This is a genomic window from Leisingera aquaemixtae, from assembly GCF_006740765.1.
GTDB classification, from domain to species: domain Bacteria; phylum Pseudomonadota; class Alphaproteobacteria; order Rhodobacterales; family Rhodobacteraceae; genus Leisingera; species Leisingera aquaemixtae.
Window position 1 is genome coordinate 1,927,175 of the sequence record NZ_CP041159.1, and the last position, 17,322, is coordinate 1,944,496.

The following is a 17,322-nucleotide window of genomic DNA, read 5'->3' on the forward strand; positions in this document are numbered from 1 at the left end:
AATCAACACCAAGGAAGAGCAGTTCCCGCACATGGCCGACGATCTCCTCAGCACGCCTGCAGCCGATACCTATGACGCCTCCTCGATCGAGGTTCTGGAAGGCCTCGAACCGGTCCGCCAGCGCCCCGGCATGTATATCGGCGGCACCGATGAGCGCGCGCTGCACCACATGGTGGCAGAGATCCTCGACAACTCGATGGACGAGGCCGTCGCGGGCCACGCCAACCGGATCGAGGTGACGCTGCACGCCGACTATTCCGTCACCATCTCCGACAACGGCCGCGGCATCCCGATTGACCCGCACCCCAAGTTTCCGGATAAATCCGCGCTGGAGGTGATCCTCTGCACCCTGCACGCGGGCGGCAAATTCTCCGGCAAGGCCTACCAGACCTCCGGCGGCCTGCACGGCGTCGGCTCTTCCGTCGTGAACGCGCTGTCGGATTCCATGGTCGTGCAAGTGGCCAAGAACAAGGAACTGTTCGAACAGCGCTTCTCCCGCGGCCTGCCCCAGGGCCCGGTCGAGAAGATCGGCGCCGCCCCCAACAAGCGCGGCACCTTCGTGACCTTCCACGCCGATGAGCAGATCTTCGGCTCCCACCGGTTCAAGCCCAAGCGCCTGTTCACCCTGGTGCGCTCCAAAGCCTACCTGTTCTCCGGCGTCGAAATCCGCTGGAAGACCGAGATCGACGACGGCGAGACCCCGACCGAGGCCACCTTCCACTTCCCCGGCGGCCTGCGCGACTACCTGACTGAGGTGCTGGGCAAGGCCACCACCTACGCCGACGCGCCCTTTGCTGGCAAGGTCGAGTTCCGCGAGAAATTCGGCGCGCCCGGCTATGTCGAATGGGCGATCAACTGGACACCCTCGCGCGACGGCTTCACCCAGTCCTACTGTAACACCGTCCCCACGCCCGAGGGCGGCACCCATGTCGCCGGCTTCTGGGCCGCGATCCTCAAGGGCATCAAGGCCTATGGCGAGCTGGTCAGCAACAAGAAAGCCGGCAACATCACCCGCGACGACCTGATGGCGGGCGGCTGCGCGCTGGTCTCCTGCTTCATCGCCGACCCCGCCTTCGTCGGCCAGACCAAGGACCGCCTGTCGACCGAGAGCGCCGCCAAGATGGTGGAAAACTCGGTCCGCGACCATTTCGACAACTGGCTGGCCGCCGACACCAAATCAGCCGGCGCCATCCTCGACTTCCTGATCCTGCGCGCCGAGGAACGCCTGCGCCGCAAGCAGGAGAAAGAAACCCAGCGCAAGTCCGCCACCAAAAAACTGCGCCTGCCCGGCAAGCTGACCGACTGCACCTCCAAGGACCGCGCCGGCACCGAGCTGTTCATCGTCGAGGGCGACTCCGCGGGCGGCTCCGGCAAGGGCGCGCGCAACCGTGAATACCAGGCGCTCTTGCCGCTGAAGGGCAAGATCCTGAACGTGCTGGGCGCCGCCTCCAACAAGCTCGGCTCCAACGCCGAGATCAACGATCTCTGCGAGGCGCTGGGGGTTGGCCTCGGCACCAAGTTCAACCTCGACGATCTGCGCTATGACAAGATCATCATCATGACCGACGCGGACGTCGACGGCGCCCATATCGCGTCCTTGCTGATGACCTTCTTCTTCACCCAGATGCGCCCGCTGATTGACAGCGGCCACCTCTACCTCGCCTGCCCGCCGCTGTTCCGCCTGACCCAAGGCGCGCGCCGCGTCTACTGCCTGGACGAGGCCGAGCGCGACAGATGGCTGGAAAAGGGCCTGGGCGGCAAGGGCAAGATCGACGTCTCCCGCTTCAAGGGTCTTGGCGAAATGGACGCCAAGGACCTGAAGGAGACCACGATGGACCCCAAGACCCGCAAACTGATCCGCGTCACCATCGACGAGGACGAGCCCGGCGAGACCGGCGACCTGGTCGAGCGCCTGATGGGCAAGAAACCCGAACTCCGCTTCCAGTATATCCAGGAGAACGCGAAGTTCGTGGAGGAGCTGGATGTTTGAGGGGCGTTGACATCGCCACTCGCGCCAAATAGAACATAAAGAGAACACGGAGTCGCTATGGGACAAGATGGTCGAGCCGTCGCGAATTTCGTTCTTGACGTTTGTGACGAAGAAGGAATTTTGGTTACGAACCTTGCACTGCAGAAGTTAGTTTACTTCTGTCATGCTTGGCACCTCGTTGAATTTGATGAGCCACTTATCAAACAAAACTTTGAAGCCTGGGATTACGGTCCCGTGCTTCAGTATCTTTACCGAGAGTTTAAGCACTGCGGTCGCTCAGCAATTAGAGCCAGGAGCAAGAAGCTTAATAGGTTCTCAGGCGAACAAGAGATCGCACTCTTTGAGGCCCCTAAGGATAAAATAGAATTTCTAAGGAAAGTAATAGGATTTTACGGGAAGTTATCGGCGTCACAGCTTGTAGAAATCAGCCATGCTGAAGGTGGCCCATGGGACAAAGTATGGAATCACGATGGGAAAATAAATCCAGGGATGAGGATTGAAAACGCCGATATCCGCTCCTACTATTCTACTCTCCCCCGCGCTGCAAAGGTTCAATAAACATGACTCAGAAAGTTCTCAACGTTCCGTCGGCACAGCACCTAGCTCGGAACTGGCGTGAACGACCTGAGATGATTGCGAATGAGCTGGTTAGGCTGTTCGATAACACGCCGATGTTTAACTACAACGCACTGGTGCACGCAGTCAGGGACTACCTAGTCTTTGGGGTTCCGTTTGATGACGTCGAGAGAGGTATCAGGGAGAAAGTGAAACGGGAAACCGTGCGAAACAATTTCCTCGAGATTCTGCCCCTGCTTAGACGCCACTTTGAAAATGAAAAGCCGGACTTTGTGAATGCGGTTAGCCCACGTTTTTACCCACTTGCTCGTGGCGCGGACGGCAGGACACTGAGCATTCCCTTCAAGCCGCCTATGGTATACGGCGTTGGCGGCAAGCTTGTTTTCCCTTGGTTTATTTTCTGGCGCAAAAACCCTCTCAATGGAGAGAAACTCTCGCTCTTCGTGAGTGTGGTCAAAGAGGTTCTGGCGCAGGATCCTGACCTTGAAGACGCAGAGTTTCAAATCTTGGATTTCAGCTCGGTCAAACCCGATCAGCCGCGAATTCTAAGAAGCATTAACGCAAATGACGTTCCGGAGATTTCAGTTTCTCGCAGGAACGAGATGCTTGAACAATTTTCGCAAGGTTTCTTTTTGGCGCAAGAGCGCATTGCAGAGCGCCAAGAGAAGAAAGAACGCGCCAAACGCGAACAAGAAAGGCGTGAGGAACACGACCCACGCCAACAAACTTTCTTCTAGTTTCCATCATAGCGTTCCAAAAATACTGAAATAGGTCCTCTCTGGCAGGACACTTCCCCCCATTCACCTTTGCAAAAATACTCCCGCCGGAGGCATCCAGAAACAGGTCTGCGCCTGCCGGGAGGCAGGCAGGCGCAGACCGGGCCGCAAGCGACCCGGTCGGGGTTGTTGCGCCAAACCCCAAACCACCGCACGCCCCGCTTGCGCCCCCTTAACCCCGCTCTGCCACACTCCAATCCGTCGCGACACACCGGTGCGGACTGACACCCCGCACCACCAGGAGATACGGGAGCCCCCAAGACCACCTCTTCATCGGGTGCAGGGGTTCTCCGCAAACCGAGAGCTTTCGAGCGGACATGGGGGCTTGCGACCCCCTGCCCGGCCCTCCGCCTCTGGCCCCTCCGGGCCTCTTGGCGGCGCCGCCACCTCTACCCGGCCAGCACGGCACGGCCACACAAGCAAAACGGCCCCCGGCCCCAGACACCGCCAGCACCGGACGGAGACCCCCTCCCGCCCGGCCAAACCGGCGCGCCGGTGACAGCTTCGTGAGGGCTGTTGCCTGAAACCCCTGTCCCTTCCTATGGTCAGGCCAGCCAGACACATCAGGGGACCTGCCATGGGCTTCATCGCGGACAACCAGCTGCCGCTTCTCATCCTGTTCTTCCTGACCGGCCTCATCGCCACCGCCTTCCTGTTCCGCAAGCCGCCGGGCCACCGGGCCTGGAAACTGGCCGATCTGGTCTGGGTGCTGCTGGGCGGCTTCGGCGCGCTGGTCGCGGTGATCTCCGGCATCTACGCCGCCGACTCATCCAAGCTGGAACGCCAGATCGACATCGCCTATGCCGCCACCGCCGCCTTCGACCGCGACGCCGCCCGCTTCCGCCTGCGCTTCTGCGACCCCGCCTATGACGCCGACATCGCGGTTCTGTGCGAAAAGGTGGAATTCCTCTCCGCCTCCACCGCGGGCAACGCCGAACTGCCGCTGTTCATTGCGGTGACGGATGAGGTGGCACCGCTGCAGGGCCTCAGCTTCCTGTTCAGCGGCACCCGCGCCGGGATGGCGGAGATGAAGGACATGGAAGCCCAGGCCAGCGCCTTCGACCCGGAGGCGTTTCTGGTCTTCACCGCGCTCGACGGCCCCGCGCAGGAAGCCGTCGCCAACATGCGCCGCAAGGTGCCCGCCATCGCCGGCGACTTCCTGATCATCGCCCGCGCCTATGACGACCTGATCGCCCATGTGTCCAAGCTCAAGGACGAATGGGAATACTTGCAGGACAACGCCCATATCCTGGTCTTGCAGATCATCGCGCTTTGCCTCGTCAGCTTCGCCGCGCCTTTCCGCCTCGGCAAATCCATTGTCGAGCTGCGCGCACGCCGCTAACCTGAGGAGACGCCAACAGGACCCCGCCCATGCGCAGCTTTGACGAGATCTATGCCCTTTCCGCAGACCGCCACGGCGGCCCCGCGGCGCTGGAGGAAAAGCTCGCCAAACCGGCCCCCGATGTGACCGCGCTGCCGGAGGACCGCTGGCTCTCTGTGATGACCAAATGCATCTTCCAGGCGGGCTTCAACTGGAAAGTGATCGAGGCGAAATGGGACGGGTTCGAGGAGGTCTTTCACGGCTTCGACCCGGGCGCCTGCGCCTTCATGCCAGAGGATGAATTCGACCGGATCCTGAGCGATACCCGCGTGGTCCGCAACGGCGCCAAGCTGGCCGCGGTCCGCCACAACGCTGCCTTCCTGATGGATCTGCGCGACCAGGGCGGCGCGGGCAAGGTGCTGGGCGGCTGGCCCTCCGCCGATTACATCGGGCTGCTGGACATGCTCAAGAAACGCGGCGCCCGGCTGGGCGGCAATACCGGCCAGTACGCCATGCGCTTTGCCGGCCGCGACAGTTTCATACTCTCCCAAGACGTCACCGCGCGCCTCATCGCCGAAGGCGTGATCGGCAAACCCGCAACCTCCAAATCCGCACTGAAGGCGGTGCAGAAAGCCTTCAACACATGGATGGACCAATCCGGCCGCTCCCTCACCGAAATCAGCCGCGTGCTGGCGATGAGCTGCTGAGCTGAGGCGAACCGCATGATCCGCTGCCTGTTCCTCGTCCTCCTGCTCCTCGCCGCCTGCGGCCGCCCGCTGACAGAGACGGAGCGCGCCTATTTGGGCACCCTGCACGGCACCAGCCTCAACCCGGACAAGGTCCGCATCGTGGACGGCGCCCCCTTGGGGCCGATCACCCTGCACCGCACCCCGCGCCCGCGCGTCACCTGCCGCGAGCGCATCCTGCCGCCGGTCAGGGAGGAGATCATCACCACCAAACCCGCCGCTGTCGCCCTGTTCAACCGCATCTTCTTCACCCGCGACTGGTACGTGGACAACTACCTGCCGGACTACCCGGACCGGCTGCACCTGGTGGAGGCGATGCTGCTGGCGCATGAGGCCACCCATGTCTGGCAATGGCAGAACCGCAGCCGCACCGGCTATTCCCCGCTGCGGGCGGCGGCAGAGCACGGCCCGGACCGCGACCCCTACTTGTTCGACCTGGAAGGCGGCGCCGATTTCCTCGCCTACGGGTTTGAACAGCAAGGCGCCATCATGGAGGAATACGTCTGCTGCCGCTCCCTGGCCCCGCAGGCGGAGCGCACCAAACGGCTGCACAGGATGCTGGCCGCCGCGATGCCGGTCAGCCCGCTGCCGCAAAGCCGCGAAAGCGACGTCTACCTGCCGTGGAAGGACGCCAGCCTCAAGGGGATTTGCGGCTGACGGGCGCCAGGTCCGCAGGTCCCCGCCCCTCCGCCTGCCAGCCCGCCTGCGCCTCCGCCCGCCCGGCCGCCTGCCCGGCTTGCAGCCCCGCGCGCTTTGACAGCAGCCCGGCCACGGCGGCCGCCACGGCCGTCATCAGCGCGATCAGCAGCAGATAGCACGTCAGGATCTGCGCTGCGGGAAGCGTGAAATTCAGCTGCGGGAAGGCGGCCAGAGCCACCGGCAGATACCAGGACACCGCCGAAACCGCGCCCGAGGCCGCAAACAGCGTGCGCTGCTTATGCCCCATCCCCTCAAACAGCGGCCGCCCGGCCTGCCTGCGCAGATGCGGCAGGATCACCGCATGGATGAACAACCCGTTCAGGGTCAGCACCGCAACCACCAGTAGCTTGGCATGAACCTTGGGGTTCTCCAGCTTCACCGGATCCGTCAGCGCATAGTGCAGCAAAAAGCCGAACCCGGTCAGCCAGAGAAGCTTCAGCCCCGCATCCACTACCTTGGACGCAAACTCGAAGATGGCAACACGCTCGGCGCTCACCTGCCCCTGCAGGAAAAACCGCAGCAGCAGCAGATCCAGCAGCGTAGCGCTGCCCAGCCCTGCGGCCAGGCCGATGAAGTGCAGGAACCTCAGACCGGTTCTGGCGGTTTCGGCAGGATCATCAAGAAACAGGCTGGGAAGGCTGGACAGCGGCATGTGGGCCTTTGGCGGAGTCAGAGTTGCGGAACGTGGCGCCTGCATACATGCAATTGCAAATCATTCGCAACTAAAAAGTCAACACACCCGCACATCGGGCCGCAACGTAGCACTTGTTTTGCCGGGCAGATCCCGTCCACAAAACTGCCAACGCACCTGCAGGAGCCGCACCATGACACACTACGCCCTCATCATGCTGGCCGCAGGCCTTGGCATCCCGGTGCTGGCGGCGCTGAACGCGGCGCTCGGCAAGCTGATCGGCTCCCCGGCCTCGGCCGCGGTGGTGCTGTTCCTGATCGCGCTGGTTGCCACCATCCTTTACGCGCTGATCGCCGGCCCGCAGGCGCTGGCCAAGATCCCCGCCGCGCCCAAGCATCTGCTGCTGGCGGGCGTCCTGGTGGCCTTCTACGTCCTGTCGATCACCCACGTCGCGCCGCATTTCGGCGTCGGCAACGCGGTGTTCTTCGTGCTGATCGGCCAGCTGATCTCAGCAGCCGCCATCGACCACTTCGGCCTGTTCGGCGCCCAGATCAGCCCGCTGACCCTGACCCGAGCGGCCGGTATTTCGGTGATGGCACTGGGGGTCTGGATCACCCAGATGGCGTGAGGGTACCGCTTACCGCAACCTGTGCCGGGCAGGCGCTCCATTGCCCCCTAACCCGCCCCTGCTCGCGGATAAAAAGTCAGTCCCGCACACAGCACCCAGGATACCCGCTTGAGCAAGACAGCATTAAGAATTACGTCTATCGCATTATTATTTTTGGTAAAACCATATGAGAAACAACACACGCCTGCGGCAGATTCCCTTCCTGATCACCTGCACTCTCACCGGTGGGCTGGCTGGCACCCTAGCTGCAAATCTGCTGCTACCCACCGTTTTCCCCGATAGCAAACCGGAAAGCTGGCCCGACGGCCTCATCGTGATACTGGCTTCTTTGCCCATGCTTGGCGGCATGCTGGCCGGGATCTGGCTTCACGGGGCAGTTGCCGCCAAACGGCAGAATTCCGGAACCGCCATCACAAGACGATCCCTGCTTTGGCGCATCCCAGCCTTCTCTGTCTTTGCCCTGGCGCTGTTCACGGCAATGGTGGCCGCCGGATCTAAACTGTCAGTTTCGTTAACAGCCGGATACGCCGAAGCCGCCGAACCGCAGCAGTGAAGCACCGGGCTAGAGGTTTCCGGCCTGACAGCGCAAAGACTTCAGCCGGCCACCTTCTTCACAAACTGCGACTTCAGCCCGATCGGGCCGACGCCCGGCACCTTGCAATCAATGTCATGATCGCCGTCCACCAGCCGGATGCCGCGCACCTTGGTGCCGACCTTGATGACCGAGGACGTGCCCTTCAGCTTCAGGTCCTTGATCACCGTCACCGTGTCGCCGTCGGCCAAGAGATGGCCGACACTGTCGCGCACCTCCCTGGCGCCGGCCGCGGCCTCCCCCGCCGCCCATTCATGGGCACATTCGGGGCAGATCAGCAGGGCATCCACCTGATAGGTATAGGCAGAGGAACATTCGGGGCACGGCGGCAAGGTGTCTGTCATGCCCCGCCAATAGCCGGCAAGGCGCTGGAACGCCAGACGGAGGCCGGCAGGAATGCCCCGCCCCGGGCCGGCGGCCCAGCGGCCTCAGCTCTTGCCGCTGACCTTGATGTTGCCTTGCAGCTGTGCGCCGCTTTCGGTGGACATGCTCTGGGCCGAGACATCCGCCTGCACTTTCGAACCGGCCGCCAGCCGCAGGTCCTCGCACTGGATCTTGCCGCTGTAGACGCCTTCGACGGTCACAGACTTCGCGCTGAGCGCGCCATCCACGGTGCCGCCTTCCAGCACCGTCACCGCCTGCGCCGACACATCGCCGACCACCCGGCCGCGCACTTCGACGCTGCCCTTGCTGGAGGTGATATTGCCTTCGATCGTCACATCTTTCTCGATTACCGAATTCACCACGTCTCAGCCCTTTCTGCGCATCCCCGGACAGCCTACCCCGCCCGGCCAAGTTTTAACAGCTGATAGCAAACCGCCGCCCCGGGGCCAAAGCCGCCCCGGCCCAGGCGGCAAGGTTCCGCCAACCGCCCGCACCTGCCGCCTATTCCACTTGCGGAAAGGGCGCTGCCAGCGGTGCGGAACCGTACTGGAACAGCGACCCCCAGAACCCGCCCGGGCTGGGCTGCCAGGGTGCCGTGTTCATGTCCAGCGCCACGCAGGGCGAGGACCGCGTGGCCGGGTTCACCTTGGCCCGCTCGCAGCGTTCCGGTGTGGAGTGGCAGGCCACGAGGAAAGCCCGCGGCCCGGGTTTGCCGCTGTCCTCCTGATAGCAATAGCGGAGGGCTTCCTCCTGCAGCTGGGCGCGGGCCTGCTCGACCAGCTGCAGGTTGCCTGCCACCGTCCTGCTGGCCGTCTCCAGCGCCGCCGCCGCGTCCTGCTGCACCAGCTCCGCCTCGCGCTGCAGCTCCGTTGACCCGGCCTCCGCAGGCCCCGCCTCTGCTGCCTGCAGCGCCTCGGTCAGCCGGGCGTTCACCTTCTGCGCCTCCGCCAGCGCGGTCTGCAGTTCCGCCACGGTGGCATCGTATTCGACCAGCTTCGATTTCCACTTGAAGCCGGCAAAGCTGCCCTCCTCGAACCCGGCACTGACCAGAATGGCGTTCAGCCTCTGCGGAAACAGCAGGAACACCGCAAACAGCGCAATCACCGACAGATCGCGCAACAGCACCACCAGATCCTTCAGGACCGAAACCGTCTTCTGCATCTGAACCCACCGTCACTGGAACCAAACCAGTGACAGAGTGGCCTAGCGCAGGGGATCAGGTCAAATACCTTGGATTCAGCCGGGCGAGACGCGGAAACAGCACCCGGCGGCGCTGCGCAACGCCCCCTGGCCCAGCCGCCTAAACCGGCACCAGCAGCCCGTTCTCCAGCCTCACCTGCCGGTCCATCCGCGCCGCCAGTTCCAGGTTGTGGGTGGCGATCAGAGCCGACAACCCAGTGCCGCGCACCAGCTCCATCAGCGCCGCGAACACCTGATCGGAGGTGCCGGGGTCCAGGTTCCCGGTCGGCTCATCCGCCAGCAGCACCCGCGGGGCATTGGCCAGTGCCCGGCAGAAGGCCACCCGCTGCTGCTCGCCGCCCGACAGCGCGGCGGGGCGGTGATCGGCGCGCGCCGCAAGCCCCACCGTGCCCAGCAGATCCGCCGCCCGCGCCACCGCGGCCTTTTGCGTGGCGCCATTGGCCAGCTGCGGCAGCACGATGTTCTCCAGTGCGGAAAACTCCGGCAGCAGGTGGTGGAACTGATAGACAAAGCCGACTTCCTGACGGCGCACGCGGGTGCGGCGGCGGTCGCCCTTGCGGGTCACGTCCTCGCCCGCCACCCGCACCTCGCCCGCATCCGGCGTGTCCAGCAGGCCCGCGATATGCAACAGCGTCGACTTGCCCGCGCCCGACGGCGCCACCAGCGCCACCACTTCGCCCGCCTGCAGGCTCAGGTCGGCGCCGCGCAGCACATCGACCTGCCCCGGCGTGCCGGTCAGATAGGATTTGGTGATCCCCTTCAGCTCCAGCGTGATCTCACTCATAGCGCAGCGCCTCCACCGGGTTGAGGCGCGCCGCGCGGCGGGCCGGGAAAATGGTCACGAAGAACGACAGCCCCAGCGACAGCGCCGTGGCCGAGATCACATCGGCCAGCCGCAGTTCCGCGGGCAGCGCATAGATGCCGCGGATCGACGGGTCCCAGACGCCGCCGCCCATGACATAGTTCACGAAGGAGAAGATCGGGTCGATATACAGCGCAAAGAGGCAGCCCAGCACCACGCCGCAAAGGGTGCCGATGACGCCGGTGAAGGCGCCGCAGATGAAGAACACCCGCATGATCGACCCTTCGCTGAGGCCAATGGTGCGCAGGATGCCGATGTCGCGGCCCTTGTTCTTGACCAGCATGATCAGGCCCGAGACGATGTTCATCGCCGCGATCAGCACAAGGATCGACAGGATGATGAACATCACGTTGTCCTCGACCTCCAAGGCGCGCAGGAAACCGCCGGAAGCATCGCGCCAGGTCCAGACCCCCGCGGTGCCGCCCGCCGCCTGCTGGATCGCCAGCGCCATCGCATCGGCGTTTTCGGGGTTGTCGACCATCACCTCGATCTCATCCGCCACGCCCTCGCGGTTGAAGAAGGCCTGCGCCTCGGCAAAGGGCAGATAGACGCGGGTGCGGTCGATGTCCCAGCGCCCGGCGGTGAAGACATAGACCACCTCATAGGCGTTGACCCGCGGGCTGGTGCCGAAGGCGGTTTTCACCCCGTTGGGCGAGATCAGCTTGATCTTGTCGCCCACGCTCACCCCCAGCTCCCGCGCCACGCCGGAGCCGATGGCGATCCCGTCCTCAAACCGTGCGAGGTCGCCCACGGATTCTTCGCTTTGCGCCACGCCCGGGATGCCCTGGATGTCCTTGGCGGAGATGCCGAACACCTCGACGCCTGCATTGCGCTGGCGCAGGTTCGCCATCACCTGGCCCTTGACCAGCGGCGCGGCGCGGGTGACGCCCGGCACTGCGGCGACCTTTTCCGCCAGCGCCCCATAATCCGGGAGGCTGCGGTCCAGCACCCCGGCCTCGTTCACCTCGCCATAGGAATAGACGGTGACATGCGCGTTGGCGCCCAGGATGGTGCCGACAAACTCCGACCTGAAGCCGGAGCGCACCGCCAGCGTGGCAATCAGCGCAAAGACCGCGAGCGTGATGCCGATGAGGCTGATCCAGGTCATCACGCTGACTCCGCCCTCGGCCTTGCGGGCGCGCAGATAGCGCCAGGCGATGATCCATTCGAAACGGGAAAACGGCGGTGGTGTCGTGGCCATAGAGGGGTCCTGCCCGGGAAATTTGCCTGCAACCTGTGCTGCCTAACGCCTGGGGTCAAGGTGCGGTTGCATATCGGCCCGATAATCCGCCGGCCCAGACCGGAACCGGCCCCGCACGGCGTCACCGCATCGTGACCTGCCGCATCTGCCCATTGCCTTGCGTTCGCGCTGCAGTAAGGCTTTATCAGCCCGGTTCGGGTTTTAATTGGTGAGAACGATGGACAGATACTTCAAACGCGCGCTTCCGCATCCCTCGCTGCGCACGGTGATTATGGCGGGGCTGGGTGCCTTTCTGGCAATTGCTGCGCTGTCGCTGCTCACAACCCATGCCAACCTCCTGCTGCTGATCGCCCCCTTCGGCGCCAGCTGCGTGCTGCTGTTTTCAGTCCCCGCCAGCCCGCTGTCGCAGCCCGCGCATGTGGTCGGCGGCCATGTTCTGGCCACTGCCGTCGCACTGGCGCTGAACGCGCTGCTGCCGGACAGCTGGTGGGCGCTGGCGCTGGCCGTGGGTCTGTCGATCGCGCTGATGGCGGCGCTGCGGCTGACCCATCCGCCCGCGGGCGCCGATCCGCTGGTGGTCTTTGCCACCGATCCCGGCATTTCCTTCCTGCTGTTCCCGGTGCTGACCGGCGCCGTGGCGCTGGTGGCGATTGCCGCGCTGTTCCACCGTCTCTCGGGCCATGAATACCCGCTGAAACACGGCTGAGCGCGCGCCACTGAGGCCAAGGTCTATTTACCGCGCACCGCCTGCGCCATTGCGGCATAGGAGTTCACCAGCCCCTGTGCCGTCGGCCGCGGCTCCGGCGCCTGTCCCGGCTCGGTCAGCCCGGCGGCCTTGACGATGGTGTTGATGAAGCTGAAGACGCCGCAGACCTCCACCACCTCATAAAGCGCGGCTTCGCTCCAGCCTGCCGTGACGGCCTCCTCAAAGGCCTGCGAAAGACCTTCGGCCTCGCCGCCGTGCAGGGCACGGGCGTATTCCAGCAGGGGCCGGATACGGTCCTGTGTTGCCGCCACCGGGCCGCAAAACACGTCCGAGAACAGGCTGTGGTAGTGAACGCAATAGGCCACATCGTTCAGGCCGGAGACATAGGCGGCAATCGCCTCGCGTTCGCCCCGCGACAGCGCGCCGCTGCCGCACATGATGCTGTCCAGCAGATGCAGCAACTGTTCCGCGTTCCGGGGAAAAGACGACAGCACATGCGTCAGCCCGCTGTCTTTTTCGATACCGCTGAAGCTGGCCACGTCCGTTCTCCCGCCTTGGATACTGCCAAGGCTAGCAGCCGGGCTGCCCTCTGTCAGTGCCCCTGCCCGCCCGGCAAAGGAAAACCCCGCCAGCATCTGCCGGCGGGGCTGTTTCCTTCGAACTGGCAGGCTGGCTCAGAAGCCGCGGCCGGTGCGGTGTTTCTCATAGATGGCCACCACCTTCTTCACCGCCTCTTCCGGGCTCAGCTCCTCGCTTTCGCCGGTGCGGCGCGAGGTCAGTTCCACCACGCCGTTCTTCAGGCCCCGCGGGCCGACGGTGATGCGCCAGGGCAGGCCGATCAGGTCCATGGTGGCAAACTTGCCGCCTGCCCGCTCGTTGCGGTCATCATAGAGCGGATCCAGCCCGGCCGCGGTCAGCGCCGCATAGAGCTGGTTGCAGGCCGCGTCCGCCTCGTCGTCGCCCTGCTTGAGGTTGACGATACCGCAGTGGAACGGGGTCACGCCTTCGGGCCAGATGATGCCGTTGTCGTCGTGGCTGGCCTCGATGATGGCGCCCAGCAGGCGCGAGACGCCAATGCCGTGGCTGCCCATGTGGACCGGCACCGGCTTGCCGTCGGGGCCCTGCACGGTAGCGCCCATCGACTCGGAATACTTGGTGCCGAAGTAGAAGATCTGCCCCACCTCGATACCGCGGGCAAAGCGGCGGCGCTCTTCCGGCACCTGCTCCTGGAACACCACCTCGTCGTGGGTTTCGTCGGTGCGGGCATAGCGGGAGGTGAATTCCTCCAGCACCGCCTGGCACTGCTCGACGCTGTCATAGTCGATATCGCGGTCGCCAAAGGTCAAATCGGTCACGGCGCTGTCATAGAACACCTCGGACTCGCCGGTTTCCGCGAGCACCAGGAATTCATGGGTATAGTCGCCGCCGATCGGGCCGCCGTCGGCGCGCATCGGGATCGCCTGCAGGCCCATGCGCTCATAGGTGCGCAGATAGCTGACCAGGTGGCGGTTGTAGGCGTGCAGCGCGTCTTCCTTGGAGAGGTCGAAGTTATAGCCGTCCTTCATGTAGAACTCACGGCCCCGCATCACCCCGAAGCGCGGGCGGATCTCGTCGCGGAACTTCCACTGCACCTGGTACATGGTCAGCGGCAGGTCCTTGTAGGAGGACACATGCGCCCGGAAGATGTCGGTGATCATCTCCTCGTTGGTGGGGCCGAACAGCATGTCGCGGTCGTGGCGGTCCTTGATGCGCAGCATTTCCTGGCCGTAGTCGTCATAGCGGCCCGACTCGCGCCACAGATCGGCGGGCTGCATGGTGGCCATCAGCATCGGGATGTGGCCCGCGCGGATCTGCTCGTCATGGACGATGCTTTCGATCTTCTTCAGCACCTTGAAGCCCAGCGGCAGCCAGGAATAGATCCCGGCGGAGGATTGCTTGATCATCCCGGCGCGCAGCATCAGCCGGTGGCTGACGATCTGGGCTTCCGAGGGGTTCTCTTTCAGAACCGGCAGAAAATAGCGGGACAGGCGCATCTTGGCTCCATCGGTGATGTGGGTTCGCGTTCCCGCCCGGTTTAGTGGGTGATGGGGGTGCGGGCAAGGGGATGATCCAATGCGGCGGCGGTGTGCCCTTGCGACGTGGCGCGCAGCGGCCCGGCCCGCGCCTGACCTTCCCGTCATGCCAGAGGCATGCTTTTAGCATGACGAAGGCGCTTCACGCCTCCCCAAGGTCAGGCCCGGGCCTTGTGTCGCGTGACGCCGGACGCAAAGCGGGCCTTTGCCTGCCCCCTCCCATGCCGTTTTTCACTCTTCCTGCCGCAAAAGAACTTGAACCGTTGTTCAAGATTCGAAACTGTTACCGGAAACACCGCTCTCAGGGACAAGGGAGAGAGAGACGTGGCCAAGACCATTCTGGAGCCGGCACGGGAGATCCCGGTCATTCATGAAACCGAGGTGCTGGTGGTGGGCTCCGGTCCCGGCGGGCTGGCGGCGGCGCTGGCGGCGGCGCGTGCAGGCGTCGAGGTGACCCTCCTGGACCGCTTCGGCTGCTTTGGCGGCAATATCACCACCGTGGGGGTCGAGGGCTTTGCCTGGTACCGGCACGAGGAAACGGTGGAGGCCGGCGGCATCGGCTGGGAGTTCGAGGAGCGTGCCAAGGCGATGGGCGCGGCAGTGCCGGAGAGCCAGTCGCTCAGCTATGAGCTGGACAGCGAAGGCTTCAAGCTGGTCGCCGATAAGCTGGTGGAGGAAGCGGGCATTCACCCGATGCTGCACCGGGTGTTCGTAGCGCCGATCCGCGAAGGGAACCGGATCACCGGTGTGATCGTCGAGAGCAAGGCAGGCCGTGAGGCCATTCTGGCGAAGCGGGTGATCGACGCCACCGGCGACGCCGACATTGCCCATATGATGGGCGCGCCTTGCGTGAAAACCCCGGTGGAGCAGATGCAGGCGGCCAGCGTGATGTTCCACATCGCGGGCGTGGACAAACAGAAGTTCATGGAAGGTGTCAAAGCCGATCCGCAGACCTATGCCAACTGGTCGACCGGCGAATGGCAGGTGGAGACCTCAGGCAAGGAAGACGCAATGTTCTCCCCCTTCCTGGCCAAGCCCTTTGCCCAGGCGATCCGCGACGGGGTGATTCCGGCGCATCTGAACACCATCGGCGGCACCTGGGGCGCGGTGCATGACTCGGGCGAGATGACCTATATGAACCTGGTGCATCTGGCAGGCATCGACGGCACTGACCCCGACAGCATGACCCGCGGCGAGATCGAGGGGCGCAAACAGGCGATGCACGCGATTGATGCCTTGCGCGCCTACACGCCGGGCTGCGCGGGCGCGCGCTTGAGGAACTTCGGCATGACCATCGGCATCCGCGACACCCGCAAGATCGACGCGCATCATAACATCACCGAGGACGAGACCCGCAACCAGGGCCGGTTCGAGGATACCATCGGGATTTATCCGGAGTTCATCGACGGCTACGGCGTGCTGATCCTGCCCACCACCGGGCGCTACATGCAGATCCCCTACCGGTCGATGCTGCCTAAAGGGGTTGAGGGGCTGCTGGTGACCGGCCGCGCCATCGGCGGCGACAAGATCGCCCATGCGGCGACGCGCAACATGGCCTGCTGCGCGGTGGCCGGTCAGGGCGCAGGCGTGGCGGCGGCGTTGTCGGTGACGTCAGACTGCGCGCTGGACGCGGTCAGCCTTTCCGCGCTGCACGGGGAACTGCAGCGCCAGGGGGTGCGGATTCACTGACAACGGGCCGCGGCGCCGCCGGGTCTATCCAGAATTTGCCCCCGGCCTTTTGCGCCTTATCCCCGCCTTGCCCACAGGCGATTTGCCCGCGGCCCTTGCAAGCGCCCGCCCCATCAGGGAAGACTACCGCCAAGGATCCTGAACCAAAACGGGCCAAGGGCGGGTTGTCTGATCATGGCGCTACCAGCAAAGAAACAGTTTAAATACTGGGGCGTTGCCGCCCTGGTCTTTGCCGTGGTGATGTGGTCGCTTGGCCATGTGCTGCTGCCCTTCATCCTGGGCGCCGCGATTGCCTATATGATCGACCCGATTGCCGACCGGCTGGAGGCCTGGGGCATGAGCCGCTCGGGCGCCACCGCGACCATAACGGTGGGCACGCTGGTGGTGTTCGTGCTGCTGCTTCTGGTGGTGGTGCCAACGCTGATCTACCAGATGATCGACCTTGCCAATGTGCTGCCCAAGCTGATCGGCGATGCGCGCAACTTCGTCAATGACCGCTTCCCGGCGGTCTTTGAACAGGACAGCCGCATTCACCAGGCGATCTCCGCCCTCGCCGAGACCCTGCAGTCGCGCGCGGTGCAGGTGCTGCAATCGGTGGCAGGCTCCGCGGTCTCGCTGCTGAATGTGGTGGTGCTTCTGGTGATCGTGCCGGTGGTGGCGGTCTATCTGCTGCTGGATTGGGACCGGATGATTGCCCGCATCGACGAGCTGCTGCCGCGCGACCACCAGCCGGTGATCCGCCGCCTGGCCGGTGACATCGACGCGGCGCTGGCGTCCTTTATCCGCGGCATGGGCACGGTCTGCCTGATCCTTGGCACCTATTACGCGGTGGCGCTGATGCTGGTGGGGCTGAACTTTGGCCTCGCCGTCGGGTTCATTGCCGGGCTGGTCACCTTCATTCCCTATCTTGGCGCGCTGATCGGCGGCGCGCTGGCGATCGGGCTGGCGCTGTTCCAGTTCTGGGGCGACTGGGTCTCGATCGGGCTGGTGGCGCTGATTTTTGTCGTCGGCCAGGTGATCGAGGGCAACTTCCTGACGCCCAAGCTGGTCGGCGACTCGGTCGGGCTGCACCCGGTCTGGCTGCTGCTGGCACTGTCGGTGTTCGGCGCCCTGTTCGGCTTTGTCGGGATGCTGATCGCGGTGCCGGTGGCGGCGGCGCTGGGGGTGGTTGCCCGCTTTGTGACCGAGCAGTACCTGGACAGCCGCCTGTATCAGGGCCAGGGCCACCGGGACGCGGGAACGGAATAAA

The 17,322-nt window shown here is 64.3% G+C and carries 19 protein-coding genes; 11 read left to right on the plus strand and 8 right to left on the minus strand.

Annotated features, from left to right (window positions below):
• The first annotated feature begins 31 nt into the window (after positions 1–31).
• The 6 genes from parE to R2C4_RS11110 all read left to right on the plus strand — a co-directional run bounded on the left by parE (position 32) and on the right by R2C4_RS11110 (position 6,066).
• Positions 32–1,990, plus strand: a complete 1,959-nt coding sequence (gene parE / locus R2C4_RS11085) for a DNA topoisomerase IV subunit B (RefSeq protein WP_141890675.1) — start codon at positions 32–34, stop codon at positions 1,988–1,990.
• Between the two features lie 57 nt (positions 1,991–2,047).
• The gene (locus R2C4_RS11090) at positions 2,048–2,548 is read left to right on the plus strand and encodes a Panacea domain-containing protein (protein WP_141890676.1); all 501 of its coding nucleotides are present in this window, start codon (positions 2,048–2,050) and stop codon (positions 2,546–2,548) included.
• A gap of 2 nt (positions 2,549–2,550) precedes the next feature.
• Positions 2,551–3,303: a hypothetical protein gene (locus tag R2C4_RS11095; RefSeq protein WP_141890677.1), complete on the plus strand. Its 753-nt coding sequence runs from the start codon at positions 2,551–2,553 to the stop codon at positions 3,301–3,303.
• Between the two features lie 616 nt (positions 3,304–3,919).
• Entirely contained in the window at positions 3,920–4,684 is a 765-nt protein-coding gene (locus R2C4_RS11100) for a hypothetical protein (RefSeq protein WP_141890678.1), read from the plus strand.
• Between the two features lie 29 nt (positions 4,685–4,713).
• Complete coding sequence (locus R2C4_RS11105) at positions 4,714–5,370, plus strand: DNA-3-methyladenine glycosylase I (protein ID WP_141890679.1); 657 nt, start codon at positions 4,714–4,716, stop codon at positions 5,368–5,370.
• A gap of 15 nt (positions 5,371–5,385) precedes the next feature.
• The gene (locus R2C4_RS11110; RefSeq protein WP_141890680.1) at positions 5,386–6,066 is read left to right on the plus strand and encodes a hypothetical protein; all 681 of its coding nucleotides are present in this window, start codon (positions 5,386–5,388) and stop codon (positions 6,064–6,066) included.
• Here the strand turns inward: R2C4_RS11110 and R2C4_RS11115 are convergent.
• Complete coding sequence (locus R2C4_RS11115; RefSeq protein ID WP_141890681.1) at positions 6,047–6,760, minus strand: hypothetical protein; 714 nt, start codon at positions 6,758–6,760, stop codon at positions 6,047–6,049. The genes R2C4_RS11110 and R2C4_RS11115 overlap by 20 nt on opposite strands.
• 172 nt (positions 6,761–6,932) lie before the next feature.
• Between R2C4_RS11115 and R2C4_RS11120 the strand changes: the two genes are divergently transcribed.
• Positions 6,933–7,367, plus strand: coding sequence for a DMT family transporter (locus R2C4_RS11120; protein ID WP_141890682.1), 435 nt, complete (start codon positions 6,933–6,935; stop codon positions 7,365–7,367).
• Between the two features lie 166 nt (positions 7,368–7,533).
• Positions 7,534–7,920 (plus strand): hypothetical protein, encoded by a 387-nt coding sequence (locus R2C4_RS11125; RefSeq protein WP_141890683.1) that lies wholly within the window; start codon positions 7,534–7,536, stop codon positions 7,918–7,920.
• A 41-nt stretch (positions 7,921–7,961) separates the two neighbouring features.
• Here the strand turns inward: R2C4_RS11125 and R2C4_RS11130 are convergent, their stop codons facing one another.
• From R2C4_RS11130 to R2C4_RS11150, 5 genes are all read right to left on the minus strand, one after another.
• Positions 7,962–8,303 (minus strand): zinc ribbon domain-containing protein YjdM, encoded by a 342-nt coding sequence (locus R2C4_RS11130; protein ID WP_141890684.1) that lies wholly within the window; start codon positions 8,301–8,303, stop codon positions 7,962–7,964.
• Between the two features lie 84 nt (positions 8,304–8,387).
• On the minus strand, positions 8,388–8,705 hold the full coding sequence (locus R2C4_RS11135; RefSeq protein WP_141890685.1) for a bactofilin family protein: 318 nt from the start codon (positions 8,703–8,705) through the stop codon (positions 8,388–8,390).
• 139 nt (positions 8,706–8,844) lie between these two features.
• Complete coding sequence (locus tag R2C4_RS11140) at positions 8,845–9,504, minus strand: efflux RND transporter periplasmic adaptor subunit (protein ID WP_141890686.1); 660 nt, start codon at positions 9,502–9,504, stop codon at positions 8,845–8,847.
• Positions 9,505–9,643: 139 nt separating this feature from the next.
• Positions 9,644–10,327 (minus strand): ABC transporter ATP-binding protein, encoded by a 684-nt coding sequence (locus tag R2C4_RS11145; protein ID WP_141890687.1) that lies wholly within the window; start codon positions 10,325–10,327, stop codon positions 9,644–9,646.
• Complete coding sequence (locus R2C4_RS11150; RefSeq protein WP_141890688.1) at positions 10,320–11,606, minus strand: lipoprotein-releasing ABC transporter permease subunit; 1,287 nt, start codon at positions 11,604–11,606, stop codon at positions 10,320–10,322. The genes R2C4_RS11145 and R2C4_RS11150 overlap by 8 nt, the downstream gene beginning before the upstream one ends.
• Positions 11,607–11,823: 217 nt before the next feature.
• Between R2C4_RS11150 and R2C4_RS11155 the strand changes: the two genes are divergently transcribed.
• On the plus strand, positions 11,824–12,312 hold the full coding sequence (locus R2C4_RS11155; protein WP_141890689.1) for an HPP family protein: 489 nt from the start codon (positions 11,824–11,826) through the stop codon (positions 12,310–12,312).
• Positions 12,313–12,335: 23 nt separating this feature from the next.
• Here R2C4_RS11155 and R2C4_RS11160 read toward each other — a convergent pair whose 3' ends face one another.
• Together R2C4_RS11160 and proS are read right to left on the minus strand one after the other, a co-directional pair.
• Complete coding sequence (locus R2C4_RS11160; protein ID WP_141890690.1) at positions 12,336–12,851, minus strand: carboxymuconolactone decarboxylase family protein; 516 nt, start codon at positions 12,849–12,851, stop codon at positions 12,336–12,338.
• Positions 12,852–12,986: 135 nt separating this feature from the next.
• A complete protein-coding gene (gene proS, locus R2C4_RS11165; RefSeq protein WP_141890691.1) occupies positions 12,987–14,345 on the minus strand; it encodes a proline--tRNA ligase in 1,359 nt (452 codons plus the stop codon).
• A gap of 363 nt (positions 14,346–14,708) precedes the next feature.
• On the opposite strand from proS, the gene R2C4_RS11170 reads away from it, so the two are divergent.
• Positions 14,709–16,073, plus strand: coding sequence for an FAD-dependent oxidoreductase (locus tag R2C4_RS11170; protein WP_141890692.1), 1,365 nt, complete (start codon positions 14,709–14,711; stop codon positions 16,071–16,073).
• Positions 16,074–16,247: 174 nt separating this feature from the next.
• Positions 16,248–17,321, plus strand: coding sequence for an AI-2E family transporter (locus R2C4_RS11175; RefSeq protein ID WP_058285771.1), 1,074 nt, complete (start codon positions 16,248–16,250; stop codon positions 17,319–17,321).
• Position 17,322 lies beyond the last annotated feature (1 nt).

What these genes read in the sequence shown, in the direction of transcription:
- R2C4_RS11145 (WP_141890687.1), bottom strand. Translation starts at nt 10,327, where the DNA reads ATGAGTGAGATCACGCTGGAGCTGAAGGGGATCACCAAATCCTATCTG.
- R2C4_RS11100 (WP_141890678.1), top strand. Translation starts at nt 3,920, where the DNA reads ATGGGCTTCATCGCGGACAACCAGCTGCCGCTTCTCATCCTGTTCTTC.
- R2C4_RS11115 (WP_141890681.1), bottom strand. Translation starts at nt 6,760, where the DNA reads ATGCCGCTGTCCAGCCTTCCCAGCCTGTTTCTTGATGATCCTGCCGAA.
- R2C4_RS11105 (WP_141890679.1), top strand. Translation starts at nt 4,714, where the DNA reads ATGCGCAGCTTTGACGAGATCTATGCCCTTTCCGCAGACCGCCACGGC.
- proS (WP_141890691.1), bottom strand. Translation starts at nt 14,345, where the DNA reads ATGCGCCTGTCCCGCTATTTTCTGCCGGTTCTGAAAGAGAACCCCTCG.
- R2C4_RS11110 (WP_141890680.1), top strand. Translation starts at nt 5,386, where the DNA reads ATGATCCGCTGCCTGTTCCTCGTCCTCCTGCTCCTCGCCGCCTGCGGC.
- R2C4_RS11130 (WP_141890684.1), bottom strand. Translation starts at nt 8,303, where the DNA reads ATGACAGACACCTTGCCGCCGTGCCCCGAATGTTCCTCTGCCTATACC.
- R2C4_RS11150 (WP_141890688.1), bottom strand. Translation starts at nt 11,606, where the DNA reads ATGGCCACGACACCACCGCCGTTTTCCCGTTTCGAATGGATCATCGCC.
- R2C4_RS11125 (WP_141890683.1), top strand. Translation starts at nt 7,534, where the DNA reads ATGAGAAACAACACACGCCTGCGGCAGATTCCCTTCCTGATCACCTGC.
- R2C4_RS11095 (WP_141890677.1), top strand. Translation starts at nt 2,551, where the DNA reads ATGACTCAGAAAGTTCTCAACGTTCCGTCGGCACAGCACCTAGCTCGG.
- parE (WP_141890675.1), top strand. Translation starts at nt 32, where the DNA reads ATGGCCGACGATCTCCTCAGCACGCCTGCAGCCGATACCTATGACGCC.
- R2C4_RS11155 (WP_141890689.1), top strand. Translation starts at nt 11,824, where the DNA reads ATGGACAGATACTTCAAACGCGCGCTTCCGCATCCCTCGCTGCGCACG.
- R2C4_RS11175 (WP_058285771.1), top strand. Translation starts at nt 16,248, where the DNA reads ATGGCGCTACCAGCAAAGAAACAGTTTAAATACTGGGGCGTTGCCGCC.
- R2C4_RS11120 (WP_141890682.1), top strand. Translation starts at nt 6,933, where the DNA reads ATGACACACTACGCCCTCATCATGCTGGCCGCAGGCCTTGGCATCCCG.
- R2C4_RS11140 (WP_141890686.1), bottom strand. Translation starts at nt 9,504, where the DNA reads ATGCAGAAGACGGTTTCGGTCCTGAAGGATCTGGTGGTGCTGTTGCGC.
- R2C4_RS11090 (WP_141890676.1), top strand. Translation starts at nt 2,048, where the DNA reads ATGGGACAAGATGGTCGAGCCGTCGCGAATTTCGTTCTTGACGTTTGT.